18 protein-coding genes and 5 tRNA genes are annotated in these 19,244 nt (G+C 73.6%); 10 read left to right on the forward strand and 13 right to left on the reverse strand.

What is annotated here, in order from left to right:
• Positions 1–133 precede the first annotated feature (133 nt).
• Positions 134–694 (forward strand): CGNR zinc finger domain-containing protein, encoded by a 561-nt coding sequence (locus C8250_RS11320; protein ID WP_138352656.1) that lies wholly within the window; start codon positions 134–136, stop codon positions 692–694.
• Positions 695–863: 169 nt separating this feature from the next.
• Here the strand turns inward: C8250_RS11320 and C8250_RS11325 are convergent, their stop codons facing one another.
• A complete protein-coding gene (locus C8250_RS11325; protein WP_138352657.1) occupies positions 864–1,076 on the reverse strand; it encodes a hypothetical protein in 213 nt (70 codons plus the stop codon).
• Between the two features lie 88 nt (positions 1,077–1,164).
• Positions 1,165–1,638 carry a hypothetical protein gene (locus C8250_RS11330; RefSeq protein ID WP_138352658.1) on the reverse strand — a complete coding sequence of 158 codons (474 nt, stop codon included), beginning with the start codon at positions 1,636–1,638 and terminating at the stop codon, positions 1,165–1,167.
• Between the two features lie 149 nt (positions 1,639–1,787).
• On the opposite strand from C8250_RS11330, the gene C8250_RS11335 reads away from it, so the two are divergent.
• A complete protein-coding gene (locus C8250_RS11335; protein WP_138352659.1) occupies positions 1,788–2,303 on the forward strand; it encodes a DsbA family protein in 516 nt (171 codons plus the stop codon).
• A 37-nt stretch (positions 2,304–2,340) separates the two neighbouring features.
• Here the strand turns inward: C8250_RS11335 and C8250_RS11340 are convergent, their stop codons facing one another.
• The 3 genes from C8250_RS11340 to C8250_RS11350 are packed head-to-tail and all read right to left on the reverse strand — an operon-like array spanning position 2,341 to position 5,085.
• Complete coding sequence (locus tag C8250_RS11340; protein ID WP_138352660.1) at positions 2,341–3,180, reverse strand: GNAT family N-acetyltransferase; 840 nt, start codon at positions 3,178–3,180, stop codon at positions 2,341–2,343.
• A 55-nt stretch (positions 3,181–3,235) separates the two neighbouring features.
• A complete protein-coding gene (locus tag C8250_RS11345) occupies positions 3,236–4,057 on the reverse strand; it encodes an aminodeoxychorismate lyase (protein ID WP_138352661.1) in 822 nt (273 codons plus the stop codon).
• Positions 4,054–5,085 carry a chorismate-binding protein gene (locus tag C8250_RS11350; protein WP_138352725.1) on the reverse strand — a complete coding sequence of 344 codons (1,032 nt, stop codon included), beginning with the start codon at positions 5,083–5,085 and terminating at the stop codon, positions 4,054–4,056. The genes C8250_RS11345 and C8250_RS11350 overlap by 4 nt, the downstream gene beginning before the upstream one ends.
• 205 nt (positions 5,086–5,290) lie before the next feature.
• Between C8250_RS11350 and C8250_RS11355 the strand changes: the two genes are divergently transcribed.
• The 5 genes from C8250_RS11355 to C8250_RS11375 all read left to right on the forward strand — a co-directional run bounded on the left by C8250_RS11355 (position 5,291) and on the right by C8250_RS11375 (position 5,773).
• Positions 5,291–5,362, forward strand: a tRNA-Gly gene (locus C8250_RS11355).
• A 33-nt stretch (positions 5,363–5,395) separates the two neighbouring features.
• A tRNA-Cys gene (locus C8250_RS11360) sits at positions 5,396–5,466 on the forward strand.
• A 3-nt stretch (positions 5,467–5,469) separates the two neighbouring features.
• A tRNA-Val gene (locus C8250_RS11365) sits at positions 5,470–5,541 on the forward strand.
• Positions 5,542–5,585: 44 nt separating this feature from the next.
• Positions 5,586–5,657, forward strand: a tRNA-Val gene (locus C8250_RS11370).
• Between the two features lie 44 nt (positions 5,658–5,701).
• Positions 5,702–5,773: transfer RNA gene (locus C8250_RS11375), tRNA-Val, on the forward strand.
• Positions 5,774–5,865: 92 nt separating this feature from the next.
• On the opposite strand, the gene C8250_RS11380 is transcribed toward C8250_RS11375, so the two are convergent.
• The 4 genes from C8250_RS11380 to C8250_RS11395 form a co-directional block, all read right to left on the reverse strand.
• Positions 5,866–6,180 carry a zf-TFIIB domain-containing protein gene (locus C8250_RS11380; protein WP_138352662.1) on the reverse strand — a complete coding sequence of 105 codons (315 nt, stop codon included), beginning with the start codon at positions 6,178–6,180 and terminating at the stop codon, positions 5,866–5,868.
• A 63-nt stretch (positions 6,181–6,243) separates the two neighbouring features.
• Entirely contained in the window at positions 6,244–7,167 is a 924-nt protein-coding gene (locus C8250_RS11385) for an aminoglycoside phosphotransferase family protein (protein WP_138352663.1), read from the reverse strand.
• Between the two features lie 171 nt (positions 7,168–7,338).
• On the reverse strand, positions 7,339–7,542 hold the full coding sequence (locus C8250_RS11390; protein WP_138352664.1) for a hypothetical protein: 204 nt from the start codon (positions 7,540–7,542) through the stop codon (positions 7,339–7,341).
• 305 nt (positions 7,543–7,847) lie between these two features.
• The gene (locus C8250_RS11395; protein WP_138352665.1) at positions 7,848–8,078 is read right to left on the reverse strand and encodes a hypothetical protein; all 231 of its coding nucleotides are present in this window, start codon (positions 8,076–8,078) and stop codon (positions 7,848–7,850) included.
• A 201-nt stretch (positions 8,079–8,279) separates the two neighbouring features.
• On the opposite strand from C8250_RS11395, the gene C8250_RS11400 reads away from it, so the two are divergent.
• From C8250_RS11400 to C8250_RS11410, 3 genes are all read left to right on the forward strand, one after another.
• Positions 8,280–9,443 (forward strand): serine/threonine-protein kinase, encoded by a 1,164-nt coding sequence (locus C8250_RS11400; protein WP_138352666.1) that lies wholly within the window; start codon positions 8,280–8,282, stop codon positions 9,441–9,443.
• Positions 9,444–9,563: 120 nt separating this feature from the next.
• The gene (locus C8250_RS11405; protein WP_138352667.1) at positions 9,564–10,766 is read left to right on the forward strand and encodes an acyl-CoA dehydrogenase family protein; all 1,203 of its coding nucleotides are present in this window, start codon (positions 9,564–9,566) and stop codon (positions 10,764–10,766) included.
• Positions 10,763–11,899 carry an acyl-CoA dehydrogenase family protein gene (locus C8250_RS11410; protein WP_138352668.1) on the forward strand — a complete coding sequence of 379 codons (1,137 nt, stop codon included), beginning with the start codon at positions 10,763–10,765 and terminating at the stop codon, positions 11,897–11,899. Before C8250_RS11405 ends, C8250_RS11410 begins: the two co-directional genes overlap by 4 nt.
• A gap of 253 nt (positions 11,900–12,152) precedes the next feature.
• On the opposite strand, the gene C8250_RS11415 is transcribed toward C8250_RS11410, so the two are convergent.
• The 4 genes from C8250_RS11415 to cbiE form a co-directional block, all read right to left on the reverse strand.
• Complete coding sequence (locus C8250_RS11415) at positions 12,153–12,971, reverse strand: RNA methyltransferase (RefSeq protein WP_138352669.1); 819 nt, start codon at positions 12,969–12,971, stop codon at positions 12,153–12,155.
• Between the two features lie 75 nt (positions 12,972–13,046).
• Positions 13,047–14,279, reverse strand: a complete 1,233-nt coding sequence (gene cobA, locus C8250_RS11420; RefSeq protein ID WP_138352670.1) for a uroporphyrinogen-III C-methyltransferase — start codon at positions 14,277–14,279, stop codon at positions 13,047–13,049.
• A 196-nt stretch (positions 14,280–14,475) separates the two neighbouring features.
• The gene (gene cobT / locus C8250_RS11425; protein ID WP_138352671.1) at positions 14,476–17,727 is read right to left on the reverse strand and encodes a nicotinate-nucleotide--dimethylbenzimidazole phosphoribosyltransferase; all 3,252 of its coding nucleotides are present in this window, start codon (positions 17,725–17,727) and stop codon (positions 14,476–14,478) included.
• Between the two features lie 261 nt (positions 17,728–17,988).
• On the reverse strand, positions 17,989–19,191 hold the full coding sequence (gene cbiE, locus C8250_RS11430) for a precorrin-6y C5,15-methyltransferase (decarboxylating) subunit CbiE (RefSeq protein WP_138352672.1): 1,203 nt from the start codon (positions 19,189–19,191) through the stop codon (positions 17,989–17,991).
• Between the last annotated feature and the right edge of the window lie 53 nt (positions 19,192–19,244).

A 19,244-nucleotide genomic window follows, 5' to 3' on the forward strand; every position in this document is an offset into this window, starting at 1 on the left:
GACCGCCGTACGAAGCCTCGCATGCGCTTCACAGAGCCACCGCCGTGGACCACGACCCCCACGGCGGTGGCTCTCGCGCGCTAGAGTCGCCGGAACGCAGCCGCCCGACCCCCACCGGCCAGGGAGCGATTCCGTGTTGATCAACCATGACACCAGGTACGCACTCGACTGTGTGGTGGACCTGATCAACACCTCCCCGGAGAGCGAGGGCCGGGAGGGTCTGCACGATGTGGCCGCGCTGCGCGCGTTCGTCGAGGAACACCACGTGAGCGAGGTGGGCCGGCTCGGCGAGCACGACCTCGCCACCGTGCGCCGGGTGCGTGAGCGGTTCGCGCAGGTGTTCTGCGCCCCCAGCGCCCAGGCCGCCGCCACTCTGCTGAACGCGATGGTCGCCGAGGCCGGGACCACCCCGCGGCTCACGAACCATGACGGCCACGACTGGCATGTGCACTACTTCGCCCCGGGCGCGTCGCTCTCCGACCACCTGGCCGCAGACGGCGGCATGGCGCTGACGTTCCTGGTCGTCGCCGGTGAGTGCGAGCGGCTGCGGCGCTGCGACGCCCCCGACTGCCGCCGGGCCTTCGTCGACCTGTCGCGCAACCGTTCCCGGCGCTACTGCGACAGCCGCACCTGCGGGAACCGGCTGCATGTCGCCGCGTACCGGGCCCGGCAGCGCGAGGCCAGCCGACCCTAAAGCGTATTGCGAAAGTCCCGCCTGGCACACGCCCTCGCCGCGTTGTCGGGCTCGTCCACGTACGACCAGTACGAGGACGACCCTCCGCCTTGCGAGCGCACGCACCAGACACCGTGGGCCACACCCTCCGGGCGAACAGCGCTACTTTCGACACCGCCCTAGCCGCGGCTCACAGCATGACGATGTCGTAGAGCGCGCCGAATCCGATGAGCCCCGCGATCACGCAGAGGAAGAGCATCAGCGGCGGCTGGGAGAGCGCGAACAGACAGCCCTTGGGCTCGTCGGCGCCCGCCCTCGGCCGCGGAATGTCTCCGGGGGCCGGCCTCTCGGCCTCAGGTGTCGGCCGTGGGCACGGGGGTGACCCCCCGGAAGATCGCAGCACACCGCGATGATGACGCAGCACCCCATGCCGCCGCGCCCAACACGCGAACTCTCAGGGGTGGTTCTGCGTTCCGGGGCCCTGCGGCAGGTCAGATGCCGCGGCGCTTGAGGATCTCCTCGATGTCGGAGAAATCGGACAGTCCGCCGTCGGTCGCGGCCTTGGACTTCGCCGCCGGCTTGCGCCCCGCGGGCAGTGAGGGCTGGGAGGCGCCGGGGGCCACCGCCGGAGCACCCGCGGCGGCAGCGGCGGCCTTGCGTTCACGGCGGCTGCCGCCGGCGCGGCCGGCGGCGAAGCGCGTCACCGTGTAGAGCACCACGGACACCGCGAGCACACCGAAGCCCAGCCACACCGTCGGCTTGAAGACCAGGTCCGCGGCCCAGCTCCCGGTGGCCGTGCCGACCTTCCGGCCCAGGGTCACCAGGCCCGTCATGTACAGGCCCACCGGCAGCAGGGCGAAGGCGGCGGTGCGGACGGCCGCGAGGTAACGCCGGCGGTACGCGGTCAGCATCGCGATCGCCAGGCCCGCCGCGGACAGTGCGACGCATACGGTAGCGGTCAGCATCCAGTGCTCCTGATCCTGTACTCCTGCGGCGGTATCGGGATGTTCCTGTATCCATCGTGCACCCGTCGCGAAGCCGGAGGCCACGTCCCGGGACCTGTCTCAGGGTGATCTCGGGGGAGGGCTCCTCCCCAGGTGCCAGACTGGGCCGCATGAACGACGTCACTCCCCCTGCCACCGCCCGCGCCGTCCTGGAAGTCTGGTGCGAGCTGCAGTGCCCCGACTGCCGCACCGCCCTCGACGACGTACGCGCGCTGCGCGCCCGCTACGGCGACGCGCTGGACATCCAGCTGCGGCACTTCCCGCTGGAGAAGCACCAGCACGCCCTCGCCGCCGCCCAGGCGGCCGAGGAGGCCTGGGCGCAGGGGCAGGGCTGGCCGTACACCGAGGCGGTGCTGGCCCGGACGGAAGAGCTCGGCAAGCGCGGCGAGGAGCTTCTCGTGGAGGTGGCCCGCGAAATGGGGCTGGACGCGGAGGAGGTGGACACCGCGCTGATCGACGGCCGGCACCTGCTGATCATCGATGCCGACGAGGCCGAGGGCCGGGCGATCGGTGTCACGGGCACGCCGACGTATGTGATCGACGGGCAGCGGCTCGACGGCGGCAAGAGCCAGGAGGGGCTGCGCGCCCGGATCGAGGAGATCGCGGACCGGCTGCTGGCCGGATAGGTCCGGTCCGAAGTCCTCTCCTCTGGAGCAGCAGCCGCTAGAGCAGCCGCTTGAACAGATGGCGGCGCGTGGTCGCGTACCCCAGGGACTCGTACAGCCGCAGCGCCGGCGTGTTGCCGCCGAAGACGTTCAGGCCCAGGGTGCCGACCCCGGCGCCCAGGCACTCCCGCTCCGCGACGAGCATCAGGGTGCGGCCGTGCCCCTGGCCGCGGTGCTCCTCGGCCACCTCGACGGAGAAGACCCACGCCGGGACCCCCGGGTCGGCCGCGTCCCGCAGCCTCAGCCACAGGGTGCCGACGTCCCGGCGCCGGTGGACCAGGGTCAGCAGCAGGGTGCCGTCGGTGCGGGGGCCGTCCGGCAGGGCCGCGCTGTGGTCGGCCTCGGCCCGGGCGGAGGCCTGGGCGAACGGGACGCCGCGGGTCACCATGCCCTCCACGTACGCGATCATCTTCTGTTCGTTCCAGGCGGGGAACTCCGCCTCGGTCACCGGGCGGACGGTGCTGCCTGCGGGCAGTTCGGGTGCGGGACCGGACAGCCGCTTGACCATGCCGCGGTTGCGCTCGGTGTAGCCGAGGGTGTCCGCGAGCCGCTGCGCGAGGACGGCGTCCGCCGGGATGTCGACCGTCACCTCGTCGCACCCCCAGCCGCGGAGCACCTCCTCGGCGGCGAGCGCGGCGACCGTGGCGCGGCCGCGCCGCCGGTCCGCCTCGTGGATCTCCAGTCCGGTGATCCGGCCGGCCGTGACGCCGAACCGCGGCCCGGCGGAGAGCTCGATCCCGCCGACCGGCCTGCTGTTGACGCATACGGTGTAGCGGCGCGAACGCGCGCCCGCCGCTCCGTGCCGCTCCGGCTGATCGGGTCGCAGGGTGGTTGTCATGGCGTCACTCCCCCGTTTGGACTGGGGCCAGTTCTACCCGCTCCTCAGCGCCACGTCACGGATTCGGGTCGGCTCCGGCCCGTTCCGCGAAGACCCGCATCGCCTTGGCGGTGACCGGGCCCGGTGCTCCCGGCAGTTCCCGCCCGTCGACCAGCCGTACCGCCTGGACATCGCGGAGGGTGGACGTCAGGAAGATCTCCTCGGCCTCGTCGAGCGCCTCCAGCGGCAGATCCGCCTCCTGGGCCCCGCTCCACTCGGCGACCAGCTCGCGGGTGATGCCGGCGAGACAGCCGGAGGAGAGCGGCGGGGTGAGCAGTTGCCCGTCGAGCACGACGAAGATGTTGGAGCCGGTGCCCTCGCAGAGCCGCCCGACGGTGTTGCCGAATATCGCCTCGGAGGCGCCGTGGGCGTGGGCGCGGGCGAGCGCCACGACGTTCTCGCCGTAGGAGGTGGTCTTCAGACCGCTGAGCGCGCCCCGCTCGTTACGGGTCCACGGCACCGTGACCACGGCGGTGGTGTCGGGCCGGGCGGCGGCCTCGCCGAGGGCGATGATCAGGGTGGGTCCCGCGTCGCCGCGGTCGGAGCCGAGCGGGGAGAGCCCGCCGGTGTACGTGATCCTGAGCCGGCCGAGCGGCACCGGGTTGGCCGCCAGGACCGCCGCGCAGCCCCTGCGCACCTCGTCGTGGTCCGGGTCCGGGAGTCCGAGACCGCGTGCGGACCGGGTCAGCCGGTCCAGGTGGCGGGTGATCGCGAACGCCGCGCCGTCGACCGCCTTGAGCGTCTCGAAGACCCCGTCACCCACGGTGATCCCGTGGTCCAGCACCGACACCGTGGCGTCAGCGGCGTCCCGCAGCGTGCCATCGACCCAGATCTTCACGGTGTGGTCCCTTCGTGTCCCGGATGGTCCCCCGACGCTACCGCCAGCAGCCGGGACGCCTTCAGCTCGGTCTCGTCCCACTCCCGCACGGGGTCGGAGCCCCAGGTGATGCCGGCTCCCGTGCCGAAGCGCAGCAGCGGTTCCGGGCCGGTGCGGTCGACCCAGAACGTCCTGATCCCCACGGCCAGTTCACCGGTGCCGCGATCGGCGTCCACCCAGCCGATACCCCCGCAGTAGGGGCCGCGCGGCACCGTCTCCAGTTCCTCGATGATCCGCAGCGCACTGGACTTGGGGGCTCCGGTGACCGAGCCGGGCGGGAAGGTGGCGGCGAACAGCCCGGCCCAGCCGGTGTCCTGGCGCAGTTCACCCCGCACGGTCGAGACGAGGTGGACCAGCCCGGGGTGCTTCTCGACGGCGCACAGCTCCGGGACGGTGACCGAACCGGTCGCGCAGACCCGCCCCAGGTCGTTGCGGACCAGGTCCACGATCATCACGTTCTCGGCGTGGTCCTTGGGCAGCAGATCCGCCTCCGTACGTCCGGTGCCCTTTATCGGGCCGGATTCGACGAGGGAGCGGTCACGGCGCAGATAGAGCTCGGGGGACGCGGTGGCGATCTCCACACCGTGCCCGGGGAGCCGGATGGTGCCCGCGTACGGGGCCGGGTTGCCGTGGGCGAGCACCGAGCCGAGCGCGTCGACGTCGGACCGGGCGGGGTCGGGCAGCGGAGCGGACAGCACCCGGCAGAGGTTGGCCTGGTAGACGTCGCCGGCCGCGATGTACGCGCGTATACGGCGCACACCCGCGATATAGGCGTCCCGGTCCAGTGAGGAGGTCCACGCTCCGGTGGCCGGTCCGCACCAGCCGTCCGGCGCCGCCGGCGGCGCGCTGCGGACGTCCCCGAAGCGCGCGCACACCACCTGTCCCTCGAAGTCCACGGACACCGCCCAGAAGCCCGAGGAGTCGAGCGCGGCGAGATCGCTGGTGACATCTCGCAGGTCGGAGGCGACGCGGCCGCCGAAGCGGGCCATCGGGACGAGGTCTCGCACAGTGCTTCCAGGGTCGGTCCGAAGGGGTGTGGCCGAGTCTAGAGCGGTGCCCGTCGCGGCGCCCCGCTGGTCATCCGCTGGTCAGCAGCCCGGCACGCTACGGAAACCGGTTTTTGAGCTGGCCGTGGAATCCGCTAGAGTTCAACACGTCGCCGGGACGCGGAAGCGCCCCGGAGCTACGACACCTGCGGACGTGGCTCAGTGGTAGAGCATCACCTTGCCAAGGTGAGGGTCGCGAGTTCGAATCTCGTCGTCCGCTCGGCGTGGGGGATTTCCCGTCCCCCGCGATGTTGGTGGAGTGGCCGAGAGGCGAGGCAACGGCCTGCAAAGCCGTCTACACGGGTTCAAATCCCGTCTCCACCTCACGCGCGATTAGCTCAGCGGGAGAGCGCTTCCCTGACACGGAAGAGGTCACTGGTTCAATCCCAGTATCGCGCACGCAGCACAGCACCACTTGTATCGCAGCAGTTGTAGTGGGTCCCGCGCGATTAGCTCAGCGGGAGAGCGCTTCCCTGACACGGAAGAGGTCACTGGTTCAATCCCAGTATCGCGCACGCAGCACAGCACCACTTGCATGGCAGCAGTTGTAGTGGGTCCCGCGCGATTAGCTCAGCGGGAGAGCGCTTCCCTGACACGGAAGAGGTCACTGGTTCAATCCCAGTATCGCGCACACGTCATGACCGAGGGCCGGAGCGATCATCGCTCCGGCCCTCGGTCGTTCCCGCTGCCGCTCGCCGGGCGTCCCCGGCATCCGTCCTGGGATCAGGACGAGAAGAGCATGTGCCCGAAGCTGCGGTGCTTCTGGTGGTGGCCGCCGTGGTGACCGCCGTGGCCGCCGTGCTGCGGGGCGCCCCAGGCGGGACCCGCGGGGTATGCCTGCGGTGCCGGGTAGGCCTGCTGGGCCGGGTAGGCCTGCTGCGGCGGCGCGGCCGGCTGGTTCCACTGGCCTTCGACACGGGTGAGTGCCTCCAGCTCGCCGTAGTCCAGGAAGATCCCCCGGCAGTTGCCGCATTGCTCGATCTGGACGCCGTTGCGATTGAACGTGTGCATCGGGCCCTGGCACTTGGGACAGTGCATCTCCGGCTCAACTCCTCAATTGCGGTGATTCGCCACCGGAACGCCCGTCCGGCGGAGCTGGGTTCACGATACGTGGGTGATCCGGGCGCAGGCAGCGGTGAGGTCCTGCTCGACTTCGTCGAGCGGTCGGTTCTCGCGGGCGGCCCGCACCACGGCCAGCGCGGCCGACTGGACGGTCAACGCGCGGGCCGGCACGTCCAGATACGGCCAGGGGTCGCCGTCGGGGGGCACCGCCCGGCCGCCCGCGTCCCGGTAGGCGCCCAGGAAGCGCGTCCAGGCGTCCGGGTCGAGCAGTCCGGTCGCGAACCACATGGCGGGGCGGGCCAGGTCCCAGGCGGGATCGCCGATCCCCAGGTCGTCGACGTCGATGAGCTGCCACGGACCGCCGGGGGCGGGATGCCGGACGAGCTGGCCGAGGTGCAGATCACCGTGGCAGAGGGTGTCCGCACGCGGCTGCGGTGCCTCGTCGCGGGCCCAGCCCGGCAGACACTCCCAGGCCCGCAGCACGGTGTCCGCGGCGGGCGACCGGGCGCCGGCGGTCATCCGGGCGACGGCGCGGGCCGCCTTGGCGGGGCCGCGCATGGGCGGCAGCGGGTACGGCAGCGTCTGCGGGGGGACGGCGTGCAGCCGGGCGAGCAGGACGGCGGCGTCCTCCCAGGGGGCGCTGCCGGGCTCCTCGCGGTCCACCGGTACACCCAGCGGCCAAGCGGTGACGGGGCGGCCGTGCAGCAGCGAGCCTGTCCTGGGCGCCGGCAGTGGCAGCGGGGCGAGCAGGATGCCGCGCAGCAACGGGTGCGCGGCGACCCCGAGGCGGACCGTGAGGGCCTCCCGGTCGGTGTCACCGGCGTGGGCCTTGGCGACGAGCGCGCCGCTGCGGACCACCGTGCCGTCGGGCCGGTGGGCGAGCACCGAGGTCTCCGGTATGCCGGAGATGCCCGCGGCGAGCGCGGCGAGCTCCGCCGTCAGCTCCTCCCCCACCACTGTCATACGTTCAGTCAAGCACCCTCGCGGGCCCTGACGTGCGTGATGCCCAGGTACCACCGCTGGTACCCGGGCATCACGGCCGTCCGTCGCACCCCCGTCCCCACGGGGTTTCGTACCGGTTCCCCAGCCCGGACCGCTCTTCCGGGCATGGGGCCGATGCAACGGGGCGCTGTGTCAGCGCCCCATCAGCCCGGCTACGGACGACGCTTGTGCGGCCACCGCGTCGAAGCCTCCGAAGAGCAGGGCGAGGAGCACCGCGAGTGGCAGCACCATGGCCGCTGCGACCAGCGGATGGCGCGTGCCGGACGGGCGGGTACCGAAGGCGGCGATCCTGCTGCCGCGCACGGGGCGCACCGTACGACTCACTGTGTTCGCCATGGCCCTCTCCTGAGGTGTCGGTCGTTCACGCTGGTGGTACGTCTGGTTGTCGGTCAGGCAAGCGGCGGGCGTCTGACCTCGGGGGACGAGTGCTACGCCCGCCGCTTGATTTCAAGATTAGGTGCGCGCCATGGCCTGGTCGTCATGCCGTCGTACCGCTTTCCGGGCCTCCGGGAGGATGACGCGGACCCGCCCGGGGTACTCCCCTGGGTGGACACCGGGCCCCCGGTCCCAGGGTGATCCCTGAGGGGGCTACCCCCAGGGGATGACCGCCCGCCGGGCCCTTCGGTCGCGCTGGACCCGGCCTAGGCTTCGGTGTCGTCCCTCGGAATGGGCTGCTCCACCAGGGCGAGCACCCGGGTGGACATGAATCGGGCGGTGCGGACGACGGTGCCGTTGCGGGTGACTTCACTCACTTCCACCACACCGCGGCGCACCGCGGTCTCGACCCGGCGGCCGGCCCTGGTGGCCACCACCTCATAGGTACGGGTGGTGTCCCCGGCATCCACGACTATCTCCACGCGATCACCTTTCACGGCGTCATTCCCCCTTGGCAGACGGGCCGTTGATGGTGCGGGCCCGGCCGTTCCACCCCTTCGGAGCGGTCCGTTCCCACCTCTTAAGGATCCCACCCGGCACTGACAATCCCCCGTCCGGCGCATGCGCGGCCTATCGGCGCAGCGGGAGTTCAGTCCGTAAGCTGTGGACGTCCAACTGGCCAGGCAGCGGGGAAGAACATGGCGATGATGCGGCTCCGGCGCGAGGATCCGCGTGTCGTCGGCTCGTTCAGGCTGCACCGGCGGCTGGGCGCCGGCGGCATGGGTGTGGTGTACCTGGGTGCCGACAAGCGCGGCCAGCGGGTGGCATTGAAGGTGATCCGGCCGGAACTGGCGGAGGATCAGGAGTTCCGTTCGCGGTTCGCGCGGGAGGTCTCGGCCGCGCGCAGGATCCGCGGCGGCTGCACGGCGCGGCTGGTGGCGGCCGATCTGGACGCGGACCGGCCGTGGTTCGCCACCCAGTACGTGCCCGGCCCCTCGCTGCACGACAAGGTCGCCGAGGAGGGGACGCTGCAGGCGTCCGAGGTCGCCGCGATCGGCGCGGCGCTCGCCGACGGCCTGGTGGCGGTGCACGAGGCGGGCGTGGTCCACCGCGATCTGAAGCCGTCGAACATCCTGCTGTCGCCGAAGGGCCCGCGGATCATCGACTTCGGGATCGCGTGGTCGACCGGCGCGAGCACCCTGACGCATGTGGGGACGGCCGTCGGCTCCCCCGGGTTCCTCGCCCCCGAGCAGGTGCGCGGCGCGGCCGTCACCCCGGCGACCGACGTCTTCGCGTTCGGCGCGACCCTCGCGTACGCGGCGACCGCCGACTCGCCGTTCGGGCAGGGCAGTTCCGAGGTGATGCTGTACCGGGTCGTGCACGAGGAGCCGGATCTGAGCGGGGTGCCGGACGCGCTCGCTCCGCTGGTCTACGCGTGTCTCGCGAAGGACCCCGGGGACCGGCCCAGCACCGTTCAGCTGTCCGAGCGGCTGGCCGAGATCGCGGCGCGTGAGGCGCGCGGGCTCGGCGCGCCCCGGCGCGAGGCGGTGCCGAAGACGGCGGGCCCGCGCCCGGAGCGGCCCACCGGGCGGCGGGCCGAGGAGTACGCCCAGCAGCACACCGAGCGGCGGACGGCGGGCGGTACGGCGTCCTCGGCGCGGCACACCGGCCGTACGCCGGTCCCGCGGCCGCCGGGGCAGCGCACTCCCGCACCGCGCACTCCAGCGCCCCGCACGCCCGCGGGACGCCGGCCCGGCGGGCCCGACCGGCGGCTGCTGCGGCAGCGCCTCATCGTCTTCGTCATCGTGACGCTGCTGGCCGCGGCCTGTATCGCGGTCGCGCAGGGCGCCTGGCCGCGCTGACCCCTCTCCCGAAGCCCACCCGCGCTGCTGCGGGGTCTGGCGTCGGCACCCTCACATCGACTACGTTACCAAGCGCTTGCTTAGTCGCGATGAGATGGATGAGCGGGAAGGACGTGGCGTATGACGACCGAACCGGCGGGCACCCCCGACGAGGAGGGCCTGCGTCACCGTGTGCGGGCGCTGCTCTCCGCGCATGACCCCGCCTCCACCGACCGCCTCGCGTTCCTGCGGGCCCGGTTCGACGCGGGCCTGGCCTGGGTGCACTACCCCCAGGGCCTGGGCGGCCTCGGCGCCCGCCGCTCCCTGCAAGGGGTCGTGGACGCCGAGCTGGCGGCGGCCGGAGCGCCCGAGAACGATCCGCGCCGGATCGGCATCGGCCTGGGCATGGCCGCCCCGACCGTCCTGACCTTCGGCACCGACGAGCAGAAGGCCCGCTTCCTGCGGCCGCTGTGGACCGGTGAGGAGGTCTGGTGCCAGCTCTTCAGCGAGCCGGGCGCCGGCTCCGACCTGGCCTCGCTCGGCACCCGCGCGGTACGGGACGGCGACGACTGGGTGGTGACGGGCCAGAAGGTCTGGACGTCCAACGCGCACAACGCGCGCTGGGCCATCCTCATCGCCCGCACCGACCCCGACCTGCCCAAGCACCGCGGGATCACGTACTTCGTCTGCGACATGACCGACCCCGGTGTCGAGGTCCGCCCGCTGCGGCAGATCACCGGTGAGGCCGAGTTCAACGAGGTCTTCCTGACCGGCGTCCGGATCCCGGACGCGCACCGGCTCGGGGCCGTCGGCGACGGCTGGCGGGTCGCGCAGACCACCCTCATGAACGAGCGGGTCGCGATCGGCGGCGCCTCCATCCCGCGCGAGGGCGGGATGATCGGCACGGTCGCCGCCACCTGGCGCGAACGGCCCGAGCTGCGCACCCCGGACCTGCACGACCGGCTGCTGCGCCTGTGGGTGGACTCCGAGGTCTCCCGGCTCACCGCGGAACGGGTCCGCCAGCAGCTCGCCGCCGGTGCTCCCGGCCCCGAGGGCTCCGGGCTGAAGCTCGCCTTCGCCCGGCTCAACCAGCAGATCAGCGGCCTGGAGGTGGAACTCCTCGGCGAGGACGGACTGCGCTACGGCGACTGGACGATGACCCGCCCGGAGACCGTCGACTTCTTCGGCCGGGACGCGGGCTACCGCTATCTGCGCGCCAAGGGCAACTCGATCGAGGGCGGCACCTCCGAGATCCTGCGCAACATCGTCTCCGAGCGGGTGCTCGGCCTGCCGTCCGAGCCCCGCACCGACAAGGACGCCGCCTGGAAGGACCTTCCCCGATGAACCAGCCGTCGTCGCAGCCCGCGACCCCCGATCTGCTGTACTCCGACGTCGAGGACGATCTGCGGTCCGCCGTTCGCGGTCTGCTGGCGGACCGCTGCCCGCCGACCGCGGTGCTGGCCCGGATCGAGAGCGGCACCCCGTACGACCTGGACCTGTGGCGCACGCTGGCCGCGGAGATCGGCATCGCGGGGCTGCTCGTACCGGAAGAGCTCGGCGGCCAGGGGGCGTCCGCCCGTGAGGCCGCGGTGGTGCTGGAGGAACTCGGCGGCGCGGTCGCGCCGGTGCCGTTCCTCGGCAGCGCGGTGCTCGCCACCTCGGCGCTGCTGGCCGCACCCGCGGCGGCGGGTCCGCTGCTGAAGCGGCTCGCCTCCGGCGAGGCCACCGCGGCGCTGGCCGTACCGCTGCCCACGGCGCCCGGCGCCGCGTTCCCGGGGAGTGTTCGTGTTGCGGCCGACGGCACGCTGAGCGGCCGGATCACCGGCGTCGCCGACGCGTCGGCCGCGGACGTGCTCGTCGTGCCGGCGGTCGGCCCCGACGGGCCGGGCCTCTACGAGATCGCCGCCGACGCCCCCGGGGTCTCCATCGACGTGCCGGTCTCGCTCGACCTGACGCGGCCGATCGCCGACCTCACCCTGGACGCGGTCGCCGCCCGGCTGCTCGTCGGTCCCGACTCGGCCGCCGATGCGCTGCGCGCCGCGTTGCTCGCCGGGGCCGGTCTGCTCGCCTCCGAGCAGTTGGGCATCGCCCAGTGGTGCCTCGACGAGACCGTGCGCTACCTGGGCGAGCGGCATCAGTTCGGCCGTCCCGTCGGATCCTTCCAGTCCCTCAAGCACCGGCTGGCGGACCTCTGGCTGGAGGTCGTCTCGGCCCGCGCCGCCGCGCGCAACGCCGCCGACGCGCTGGCGTCCGGCAGTCCTGACGCGGCCGTCGCGGTGGCCGTCGCCCAGGCGCACTGCGCCACGACCGCCGTGCACGCGGCGGAGGAGTGCGTCCAGCTGCACGGCGGTATCGGCATGACGTGGGAGCACCCCGCCCACCTCTACCTCAAGCGCGCCAAGGCCGACGAGATCGCCCTGGGCACGCCGGGCCGCCACCGGGCGGCTCTCGCCGAGTTGGTGGGTCTCCCGGCCTGAGTCCCGGGTGGTGACCGGCCGTCAGTCGGTGGGACGGCCGGGCGCCTCCGGCTGATGGGCGCCCCGGCTCGCGGGTGGAGGTGTCATCGCGCCTGCTGCCCGGCGACGGCGGCACCGTCGCGGGTGGGTCGGGGACGTGGCGGGGCACCTCCTCGGCGCTCGAACCCGCGGGCCGTCCGCACAGTGACGGTGGTGGATTCTCGTCGCCTGCGGCGGCACCCCGCCACGTCCCCTTGGGTCGGACGGGCGCTTCTCAGTCCTGGGGGCGGCCGGACGCCACCGCGTAGAAGGCGACGGCCGCCGCGGCGCCGACGTTCAGGGAGTCGACGCCGTGGGCCATCGGGATGCGGACCCATTCGTCGGCGGCGACGAGGGCCTGGGTGGACAGACCGTCGCCCTCCGCGCCGAGGAGCAGGGCGACCCGTTCCAGCCGGTGCGGGGCGGCCTCGTCGATGTCGGTGGCCTTGTCGGCCGGGGTGAGGGCGAGCAGCTTGAAGCCGGCCGCGCGCACCGTCTCCAGGTCGCGGGGCCAGCTGTCGAGGCGGGCGTAGGGCACCGAGAAGACCGCGCCCATCGAGACCTTGACGGAGCGTCGGTAGAGCGGGTCGGCGCAGTCCGGGGAGAGCAGCACGGCGTCCATGCCGAGCGCCGCGGCGCTGCGGAAGATGGCGCCGATGTTGGTGTGGTCGTTGACGGATTCCATGACGACGATGCGGCGCGCGGTCCCCAGCAGGTCGTCCGCCTCCGGCAGCGGCTTGCGGCCCATGGAGGCGAGCGCGCCGCGGTGCACGTGGTAGCCGGTGACCTGCTCGGCGAGCTCCGGGCTCACCGCGTACACCGGCGCCGGCACCTCGTCGATGACGTCGCGCATGACGTCGACCCACTTGGCCGACAGGAGCATGGACCGCATGCGGTACCCGGCGTGCCGGGCGCGCCGGATCACCTTCTCGCCCTCCGCGATGAACAGCCCTTCGGCGGGCTCGCGGCGACGCCGCAGCTCGACGTCGGTCAGGGCCACGTAGTCGTGAAGGCGCGGGTCGTCCGGGTCGTCGATCGTGATGAGCTCAGCCACAGGCTGATACTGCCCTGTCCCGCGGCACATGCCAACGCCGGGGTGGCTACCTGGCCGGTACCCGCCGGGTGCTGCCTACCCCTGGACGGCGCGGCCGACGGTGACGACGTCGCCGATGACGATGACGGCCGGCGGCCGGATCTCCGCGTCGGCGACGACCTGGGCGACGGTCGCCAGGGTGCCGTCCACACGCCGCTGCGCGGCCATGGTGCCCTCCTGGATGACGGCGACCGGGGTGTCGGCGGAACGGCCGTGCTGGACGAGCGCGGCGGCGATGGCACCGATCCGTTCGACGGCCATGAGCAGCACGAGCGTGCCGCGCAGCTTCGCGAGCGCCGGCCAGTCCACGAGGGAACGCGGGTCCTCGGGGGCGACATGGCCGCTGACGACCGTGAACTCGTGCGCGACGCCCCGGTGGGTGACCGGGATGCCGGCGGCGCCGGGCACGCTGATGGAGCTGGAGATGCCGGGCACGACGGTGCAGGCGATGCCCGCCTCGGCGAGCGCCTCGGCCTCCTCCATGCCGCGCCCGAAGACGAACGGGTCGCCGCCCTTGAGCCGGACCACGGCCTTGCCGGCCCTGGCGTGCTCGATGAGCGCGTTGTTGATCGCCTCCTGGGCCATGAACCGGCCGTAGGGGATCTTCGCGGCGTCGATCACCTCGACGTGCGGCGGGAGTTCGTCCAGCAGGTCGCGGGGGCCGAGCCGGTCGGCGATGACCACGTCGGCCTCGGCGAGCAGCCGCCGGCCGCGCACCGTGATCAGGTCCGGGTCGCCGGGGCCGCCGCCGACGAGCGCCACGCCGGGGGTCCGCTCGCGGTGCCGGGGAGCGACCAGCGTGCCGTCCCGCAGCCCTTCGACGACCGCGTCGCGGACGGCCGCGGAGCGGCGCGGGTCGCGCCCGGTGAGGACGGCGACGGTCACCCCTTCGCTGCGTCCGGTGGCGGGGGTCCACGCGGTGGCGGCCTCGGCGTCGTCGCTGCGCACGCACCAGACGCGGCGGGCCTCGGCCTCCGCGGACGCGGCGGCGTTCGCAGTCGTGTCGGTGGTGGCGATCAGCGCGTACCAGGCGTCCGCGAGGTCGCCCTCCTGGTACGGACGGCGTTCCCAGCGCAGCTCGCCCGCGTCGGCCATCGCCTCGACGGACGGGGTCGCCGTCGGCGAGACGAGCACGATGTCGGCGCCCGCCGACACGAGCGCCGGCAGCCTGCGCTGCGCGACGGTACCGCCGCCGAGCACGACCACCCGCCGTCCGGACAGCCGCAACCCGACGGGATAGGCGGGAGCGTCGTTGCGGTCGTCGGCCATGGCTGTACGGCTCCTTGTGGCGAAGTTGCTGCCGCTGCTCCCTTGGAGCGGCTGTGGTGCGCGCGGGGCCGGGCCCCTGCTGCCAACCCTACGGTCGGATGCGCCCGGGCCGCAGCGCGCAAGATCACACCTGCGCGCGGCGACGCCGGGCGGCGGCACCCGGCGCGCCCGGCGTTCGCTGCTGACGTCGTGGGCGTCAGCCCTTCTCGGTGACTCCCGCGGAGTCGAACGTCGCGACCTCGTGCATGACGCGCGCAGCGCTCTGCACCAGCGGCAGCGCCAGCAGTGCGCCGGTGCCCTCGCCGAGTCGCAGGTCGAGGTCGATCAGCGGTCGCAGGCCCAGCTTGGTGAGGGCCGCGACATGGCCCGGCTCGGCGCTGCGGTGGCCGGCGATGCAGGCGGCCAGCACCTCGGGGGCGATGGCGCGGGCGACCAGCGCGGCGGCGCCGGCGCTGACGCCGTCCAGGATCACCGGTGTGCGCAGCGCCGCGGCGCCGAGCAGCAGGCCGACCATGGCGGCGTGCTCCAGGCCGCCGATCGCCTCGAGTACGCCGATCGGGTCGGCCGGGTCCGGGCGGTGCAGGTCCAGCGCACGGCGGACGACGTCGATCTTGCGGGCGTGCATCTCGTCGTTGATGCCGGTGCCGCGACCGGTCACCTCGGCCGGGTCCTGGCCGGTGTAGACCGAGATGAGCGCGGCGGAGGTGGTGGTGTTGGCGATGCCCATCTCGCCGGTGAGCAGCGCCTTGTTGCCGGCCGCGACCAGGTCGCGGGCGGTCTCGATGCCGACCTCGATGGCGCGCAGCACCTCGTCGCGGGTCATGGCGGGACCGGCGGTGAAGTCCGCGGTGCCGTACCGGACCTTGCGGGGCAGCAGCCCGGGGGTGCTGGGGAGTTCCGACGCGACGCCGACGTCGATGACGCAGACTTCGGCGCCGACCTGGTTGGCGAACGCGTTGCAGACCGCGCCGCCGCCGAGGAAGTTGGCGACCATCTGGGCGGTCACCTCCTGCGGCCAGGACGTGACGCCCTGGGCGTGCACCCCGTGGTCACCGGCGAAGATCGCGACGGCCGCGGGCTCCGGGATCGGCGGCGGGCACTGCCGGGACAGGCCGCTGAGCTGCGCGGAGATGATCTCCAGCATGCCGAGCGCGCCGGCCGGCTTGGTCATCCGCTTCTGCCGCTCCCAGGCCTCGCCGAGCGCCTTGGCGTCCAGCGGGCGGATGCCGCGGAGCGTCTCCTCCAGCAGGTCGTGCGGCTCCTCGCCGGGCAGGGCGCGGTTGCCGTACTCCTCGTCGTGGACCACCCAGGACAGCGGGCGGCGCTGGGACCAGCCGGCCTGCATCAGCTCGGGCTCTTCCGGGAACTCGTCGACGTAGCCGATACAGAGGTAGGCGACGACTTCGAGGTGCTCGGGCAGCCCCAGCTCACGGACCATCTGGCGCTCGTCGAAGAAGCTGACCCAGCCGACCCCGAGCCCTTCGGCGCGGGCGGCGAGCCACAGGTTCTCGACCGCGAGGGCGGAGGAGTACGGGGCCATCTGCGGCTGGGTGTGCCGGCCGAGCGTGTGCCGGCCGCCACGGGTGGGGTCGGCGGTGACGACGATGTTGACCGGGGTGTCGAGGATCGCCTCGATCTTCAGCTCCCGGAACTGCTTGGCGCGGGCCTTCGGCAGCGACTTGGCGTACGCGTCGCGTTGCTCGTTTGCCAGCTCGTGCATACGCTCGCGGGTCTTGGCGGAGCGGATGACCACGAAGTCCCAGGGCTGCGAGTGGCCGACGCTGGGGGCGGTGTGGGCCGCCTCCAGGACGCGCAGCAGCACCTCGTGCGGGATGGGGTCGTCGCGGAAGCCGTTGCGGATGTCCCGGCGTTCGCGGATCACGCGGTGGACCGCGTCACGGACGGCGGGTTCGTACCCGTCGGCGGCGGGCTGCCGCACGACCGGTACGGGTGCCTCGGCGGGCGGGGCGGCGGACTCGTCCGGCTCACCGGGGAGTTCGGCCGGGACCGGCGTACCGGGCACGGGCGGCTGCTCGGCCGGAACCGGCGCCAGGACGGCGGCGGTCAGGTCCGGGGCGGGAGCGTCCGGCACCGGAGCGTCCTGCGGTGCGGACGGCGCCGGGGCCGCCGCTGCCGGTACGCCGATGGGCTCGGGCAGCGCGTCGGGCAGGACGTAGGGCTCCGCCGGGTGCTGGGCGGGAGCCGCCGGAGGAGTGATCGTTTCGGCAGGGACCTCGGTGACCTGCACCGGCGGCTGCGCGGCGACGACGACCGGCGGCACCTGCACGTTCACGGACGGCTGCACCGGCTCCGGTGCGACGGGAGCCACGGGTGCCACTGCTTCCACGGGTGCGACGGGCGCGACCGGTTCGGCCTGCGCTGCCGGCGCGACGGCGATCGGTGCGGCCACGGCGTCCGGGACGGGCGTGCCCGCGTGCGGCGTTGCCGGCACTCCCTGGGCGGGGACGACCGGTGCCACGGCCTGCGGCTGGACCGCGGCGGGGTGCTCGGCCTGGACGGACGGCTGGGCCGCGACCGACTGCTCCACCGCGGCCTGCGGCTGCGGCTGGACCGGCTCGGGCGCGGGTACCGCCGCGAGGACCACGGGCGGGAGGTCCTGCTGCTGCGCCACGGGGACGGCGGGCGCCGCCGACGGCCATGCGCTGCCCTGGACGGGCGAGCCCGGCTGCCCGACGGCGGCGGGCTCGGGAGCCTCGCCGGTCTGCTGCGCGGGGATGGCTGCGGAGTCGCTGTGCGGGACGTCGAGGTACTCGGGTCCCGCGGTGGCCGGGCCGCCGGTCGCGCGCAGCGGGGCGGGCGTCTGGCCCTGGGCCGTAGCCGGTCCGCGGTCGGCCAGCGAGCGGACGGAGACACCGCTGGAAGCCGGGTCCGGCATCGGCGGACCCATGTGCAACGGCCGCCGGGGCGGCGTCGGCTGGGCGGCCGGCTGCTCGGCGGCGAACGGCTCGGCCGCCGGCTCCGGAACCTGCTCCGTGGCCTGCTGGGCCACGGGCTCCGGTTCCTGGACGGCGGCGGGGACCGCACCCTCGGGCAGCGGCTGCTCGGCCTGCGGCAGCCGGACCGTCCCGTAGTCGAGGGATCCGGAGTCGCGTCCCGCGGACTCGTGGGACGCGTGCCCCTCTCCGTTGAGGGGAGGCACGACGACCTCGGGCTGCGGCGGAACGGGCTGGGGATCGCTCCAGGAGCCCTGCAGACTGGGCATCAGGAGCAGGTCCTCGTCGTCGTCGACCGCCGGGCCGGAAGGCTCCGACTGGTCGAGGAAGGTGTACGCGGGAGCGCCGTCGCCGCTCAGCGCGTCCGTTCCCCAGTGGGGAGCGGTCGGTTGGTGAGCGGCACTGCCGGGCAGATCGGCGGGCGGCTGCGGAACCGCTTCCCCGACTGCGTTCTCCGGCAGTCCCTCGCCCGGGACCTGGCCGGTGTCAGTCATGCGTGCCCCTCGCCCATCGGTATCGCTCCTTCCAACGCCGCGCCGCGCACACTGTCCACCCGCCGGCCACAACGGCCGGAAGGCGGGGAATGCGGCGCGTCGGCACCGCGTGTGCTGCCCGGCGGCGACGGATGACCAGCAGATCGACAACGGGTCGATCCGTCAACGCACGACGACGGCACAACGATCCGCCAGCCTACCGCGCGTGCGCCGGAGGACGGTCCAAGGGTCCACAGTGCGGGCGGGCCGGCGGGCCCGCTGTCACCTGCGGTGGCCGCAGAGGGCGAAGGTGACGAGGCGTTCGCGTTCCGCCCAGCCGGAATCCAGTTCGACGGTCTGCAGCAGGGCGCGTTCGACGTCGTAGCCGCCCTCCTCCAGGGCCCGGCTGACCGCCTCCGCCTCGTCCCGGTTGCCCGCACTCGCGACGATGCGCTCGGGGCGCCGGGCGGCGCACGCCGTGACGACTTCGGCGTCTCCCCCGCCGATCCGGATGACGTCCGGCTCGGGGAGGTCCTCCAGCGCCTGCGGCGCGGTGCCGTGCACGACCTGGAGCTGGACGCCGAAGCGCCGGCCGGCCGCCGTGATCCAGTCGCAGGCGTCCTCGTCACGGTCCACCGCGATCACCGCCGCGCCGAACCGGGCGGCCTCCACGGCGAACGCCCCGTCCGCGGAGCCGATGTCCCAGACCAGGTCACCGGTGCGCGGTCCCAGCCGGGCGAGTTGGAGCGCCCGCAGCTGGTGCGAGCCGTCGCCGCCGTACTCCGAGGACGGCAGGGCCCAGCCGCGCACCGCGCCGGGGAACCCCGGGTCGCGGCCGGCGATCCAGCCGCTGCGGCCCGCGACCGCCGGGTCCGCGGAGGTGATGCCGCCGACGACCAGGACGACGTTGGGATCGCGCCAGATGTGGTCGGCGACCTTGTCCGAGGTGAGGACGCTGACCTGCTCGTGTTCGGTGCCCAGCGCCTCGCAGATGACGAAGGTGCGGTGTACGCCCTCGAGCAGCAGGGCGAGTTCCGCGGGGCCCGCGCCGGGTGCGGTCAGCACGGCGACCTTGGGGTAGGCCCGGCACACATTGACCGCGCGGCGCAGCGACCGGCTGTGCGCGACGACGACGCGGGCGTCCTCCCACGGCATGCCGGCCAGCGCGAAGGCCCGTGCGACGGAGGAGACGCCGGGGACGACCTCGATCTCCAGGCCGTGCTCCGGATCGCGCAGGGCGCGCACGACGCCGAAGAAGCCCGGGTCGCCGTCGGCCAGTACCACCGCGGTGCCCCGGTGCTTGGCGATCCGGCGGGCGGCCAGTTCGATGCTGCCGAGCACGATCCGCTCGGCGGCCGCCGGTACGTACGGCAGGTCCAGATGACGGCGGGTACCGGCCACCAGGGTGGCTGCGGCGAGCGCCGACAGCGCGGCATCGGACGGCGGCGAGCCGTCCCACCCGATCACGGTGACCCGGTCGGCCATGTCGTCAGTCTCCTGGGCGTGGTCGCGGTCGGTGTCCGGGCGTGGCGCGCTCC

This window comes from Streptomyces sp. So13.3 (genome assembly GCF_005860785.2).
Taxonomy (GTDB): domain Bacteria; phylum Actinomycetota; class Actinomycetes; order Streptomycetales; family Streptomycetaceae; genus Actinacidiphila; species Actinacidiphila fildesensis.

Bases quoted from the DNA above. Each gene is read 5' to 3' on its own strand.
- C8250_RS11410 (WP_138352668.1), top strand. From the start codon at position 10,763: ATGAACCAGCCGTCGTCGCAGCCCGCGACCCCCGATCTGCTGTACTCC.
- C8250_RS11400 (WP_138352666.1), top strand. From the start codon at position 8,280: ATGGCGATGATGCGGCTCCGGCGCGAGGATCCGCGTGTCGTCGGCTCG.
- cobT (WP_138352671.1), bottom strand. From the start codon at position 17,727: ATGACTGACACCGGCCAGGTCCCGGGCGAGGGACTGCCGGAGAACGCA.
- C8250_RS11340 (WP_138352660.1), bottom strand. From the start codon at position 3,180: ATGACAACCACCCTGCGACCCGATCAGCCGGAGCGGCACGGAGCGGCG.
- C8250_RS11335 (WP_138352659.1), top strand. From the start codon at position 1,788: ATGAACGACGTCACTCCCCCTGCCACCGCCCGCGCCGTCCTGGAAGTC.
- C8250_RS11385 (WP_138352663.1), bottom strand. From the start codon at position 7,167: ATGACAGTGGTGGGGGAGGAGCTGACGGCGGAGCTCGCCGCGCTCGCC.
- C8250_RS11405 (WP_138352667.1), top strand. From the start codon at position 9,564: ATGACGACCGAACCGGCGGGCACCCCCGACGAGGAGGGCCTGCGTCAC.
- C8250_RS11330 (WP_138352658.1), bottom strand. From the start codon at position 1,638: ATGCTGACCGCTACCGTATGCGTCGCACTGTCCGCGGCGGGCCTGGCG.
- C8250_RS11350 (WP_138352725.1), bottom strand. From the start codon at position 5,085: ATGGCCCGCTTCGGCGGCCGCGTCGCCTCCGACCTGCGAGATGTCACC.
- cobA (WP_138352670.1), bottom strand. From the start codon at position 14,279: ATGGCCGACGACCGCAACGACGCTCCCGCCTATCCCGTCGGGTTGCGG.
- C8250_RS11390 (WP_138352664.1), bottom strand. From the start codon at position 7,542: ATGGCGAACACAGTGAGTCGTACGGTGCGCCCCGTGCGCGGCAGCAGG.
- cbiE (WP_138352672.1), bottom strand. From the start codon at position 19,191: ATGGCCGACCGGGTCACCGTGATCGGGTGGGACGGCTCGCCGCCGTCC.
- C8250_RS11380 (WP_138352662.1), bottom strand. From the start codon at position 6,180: ATGCACTGTCCCAAGTGCCAGGGCCCGATGCACACGTTCAATCGCAAC.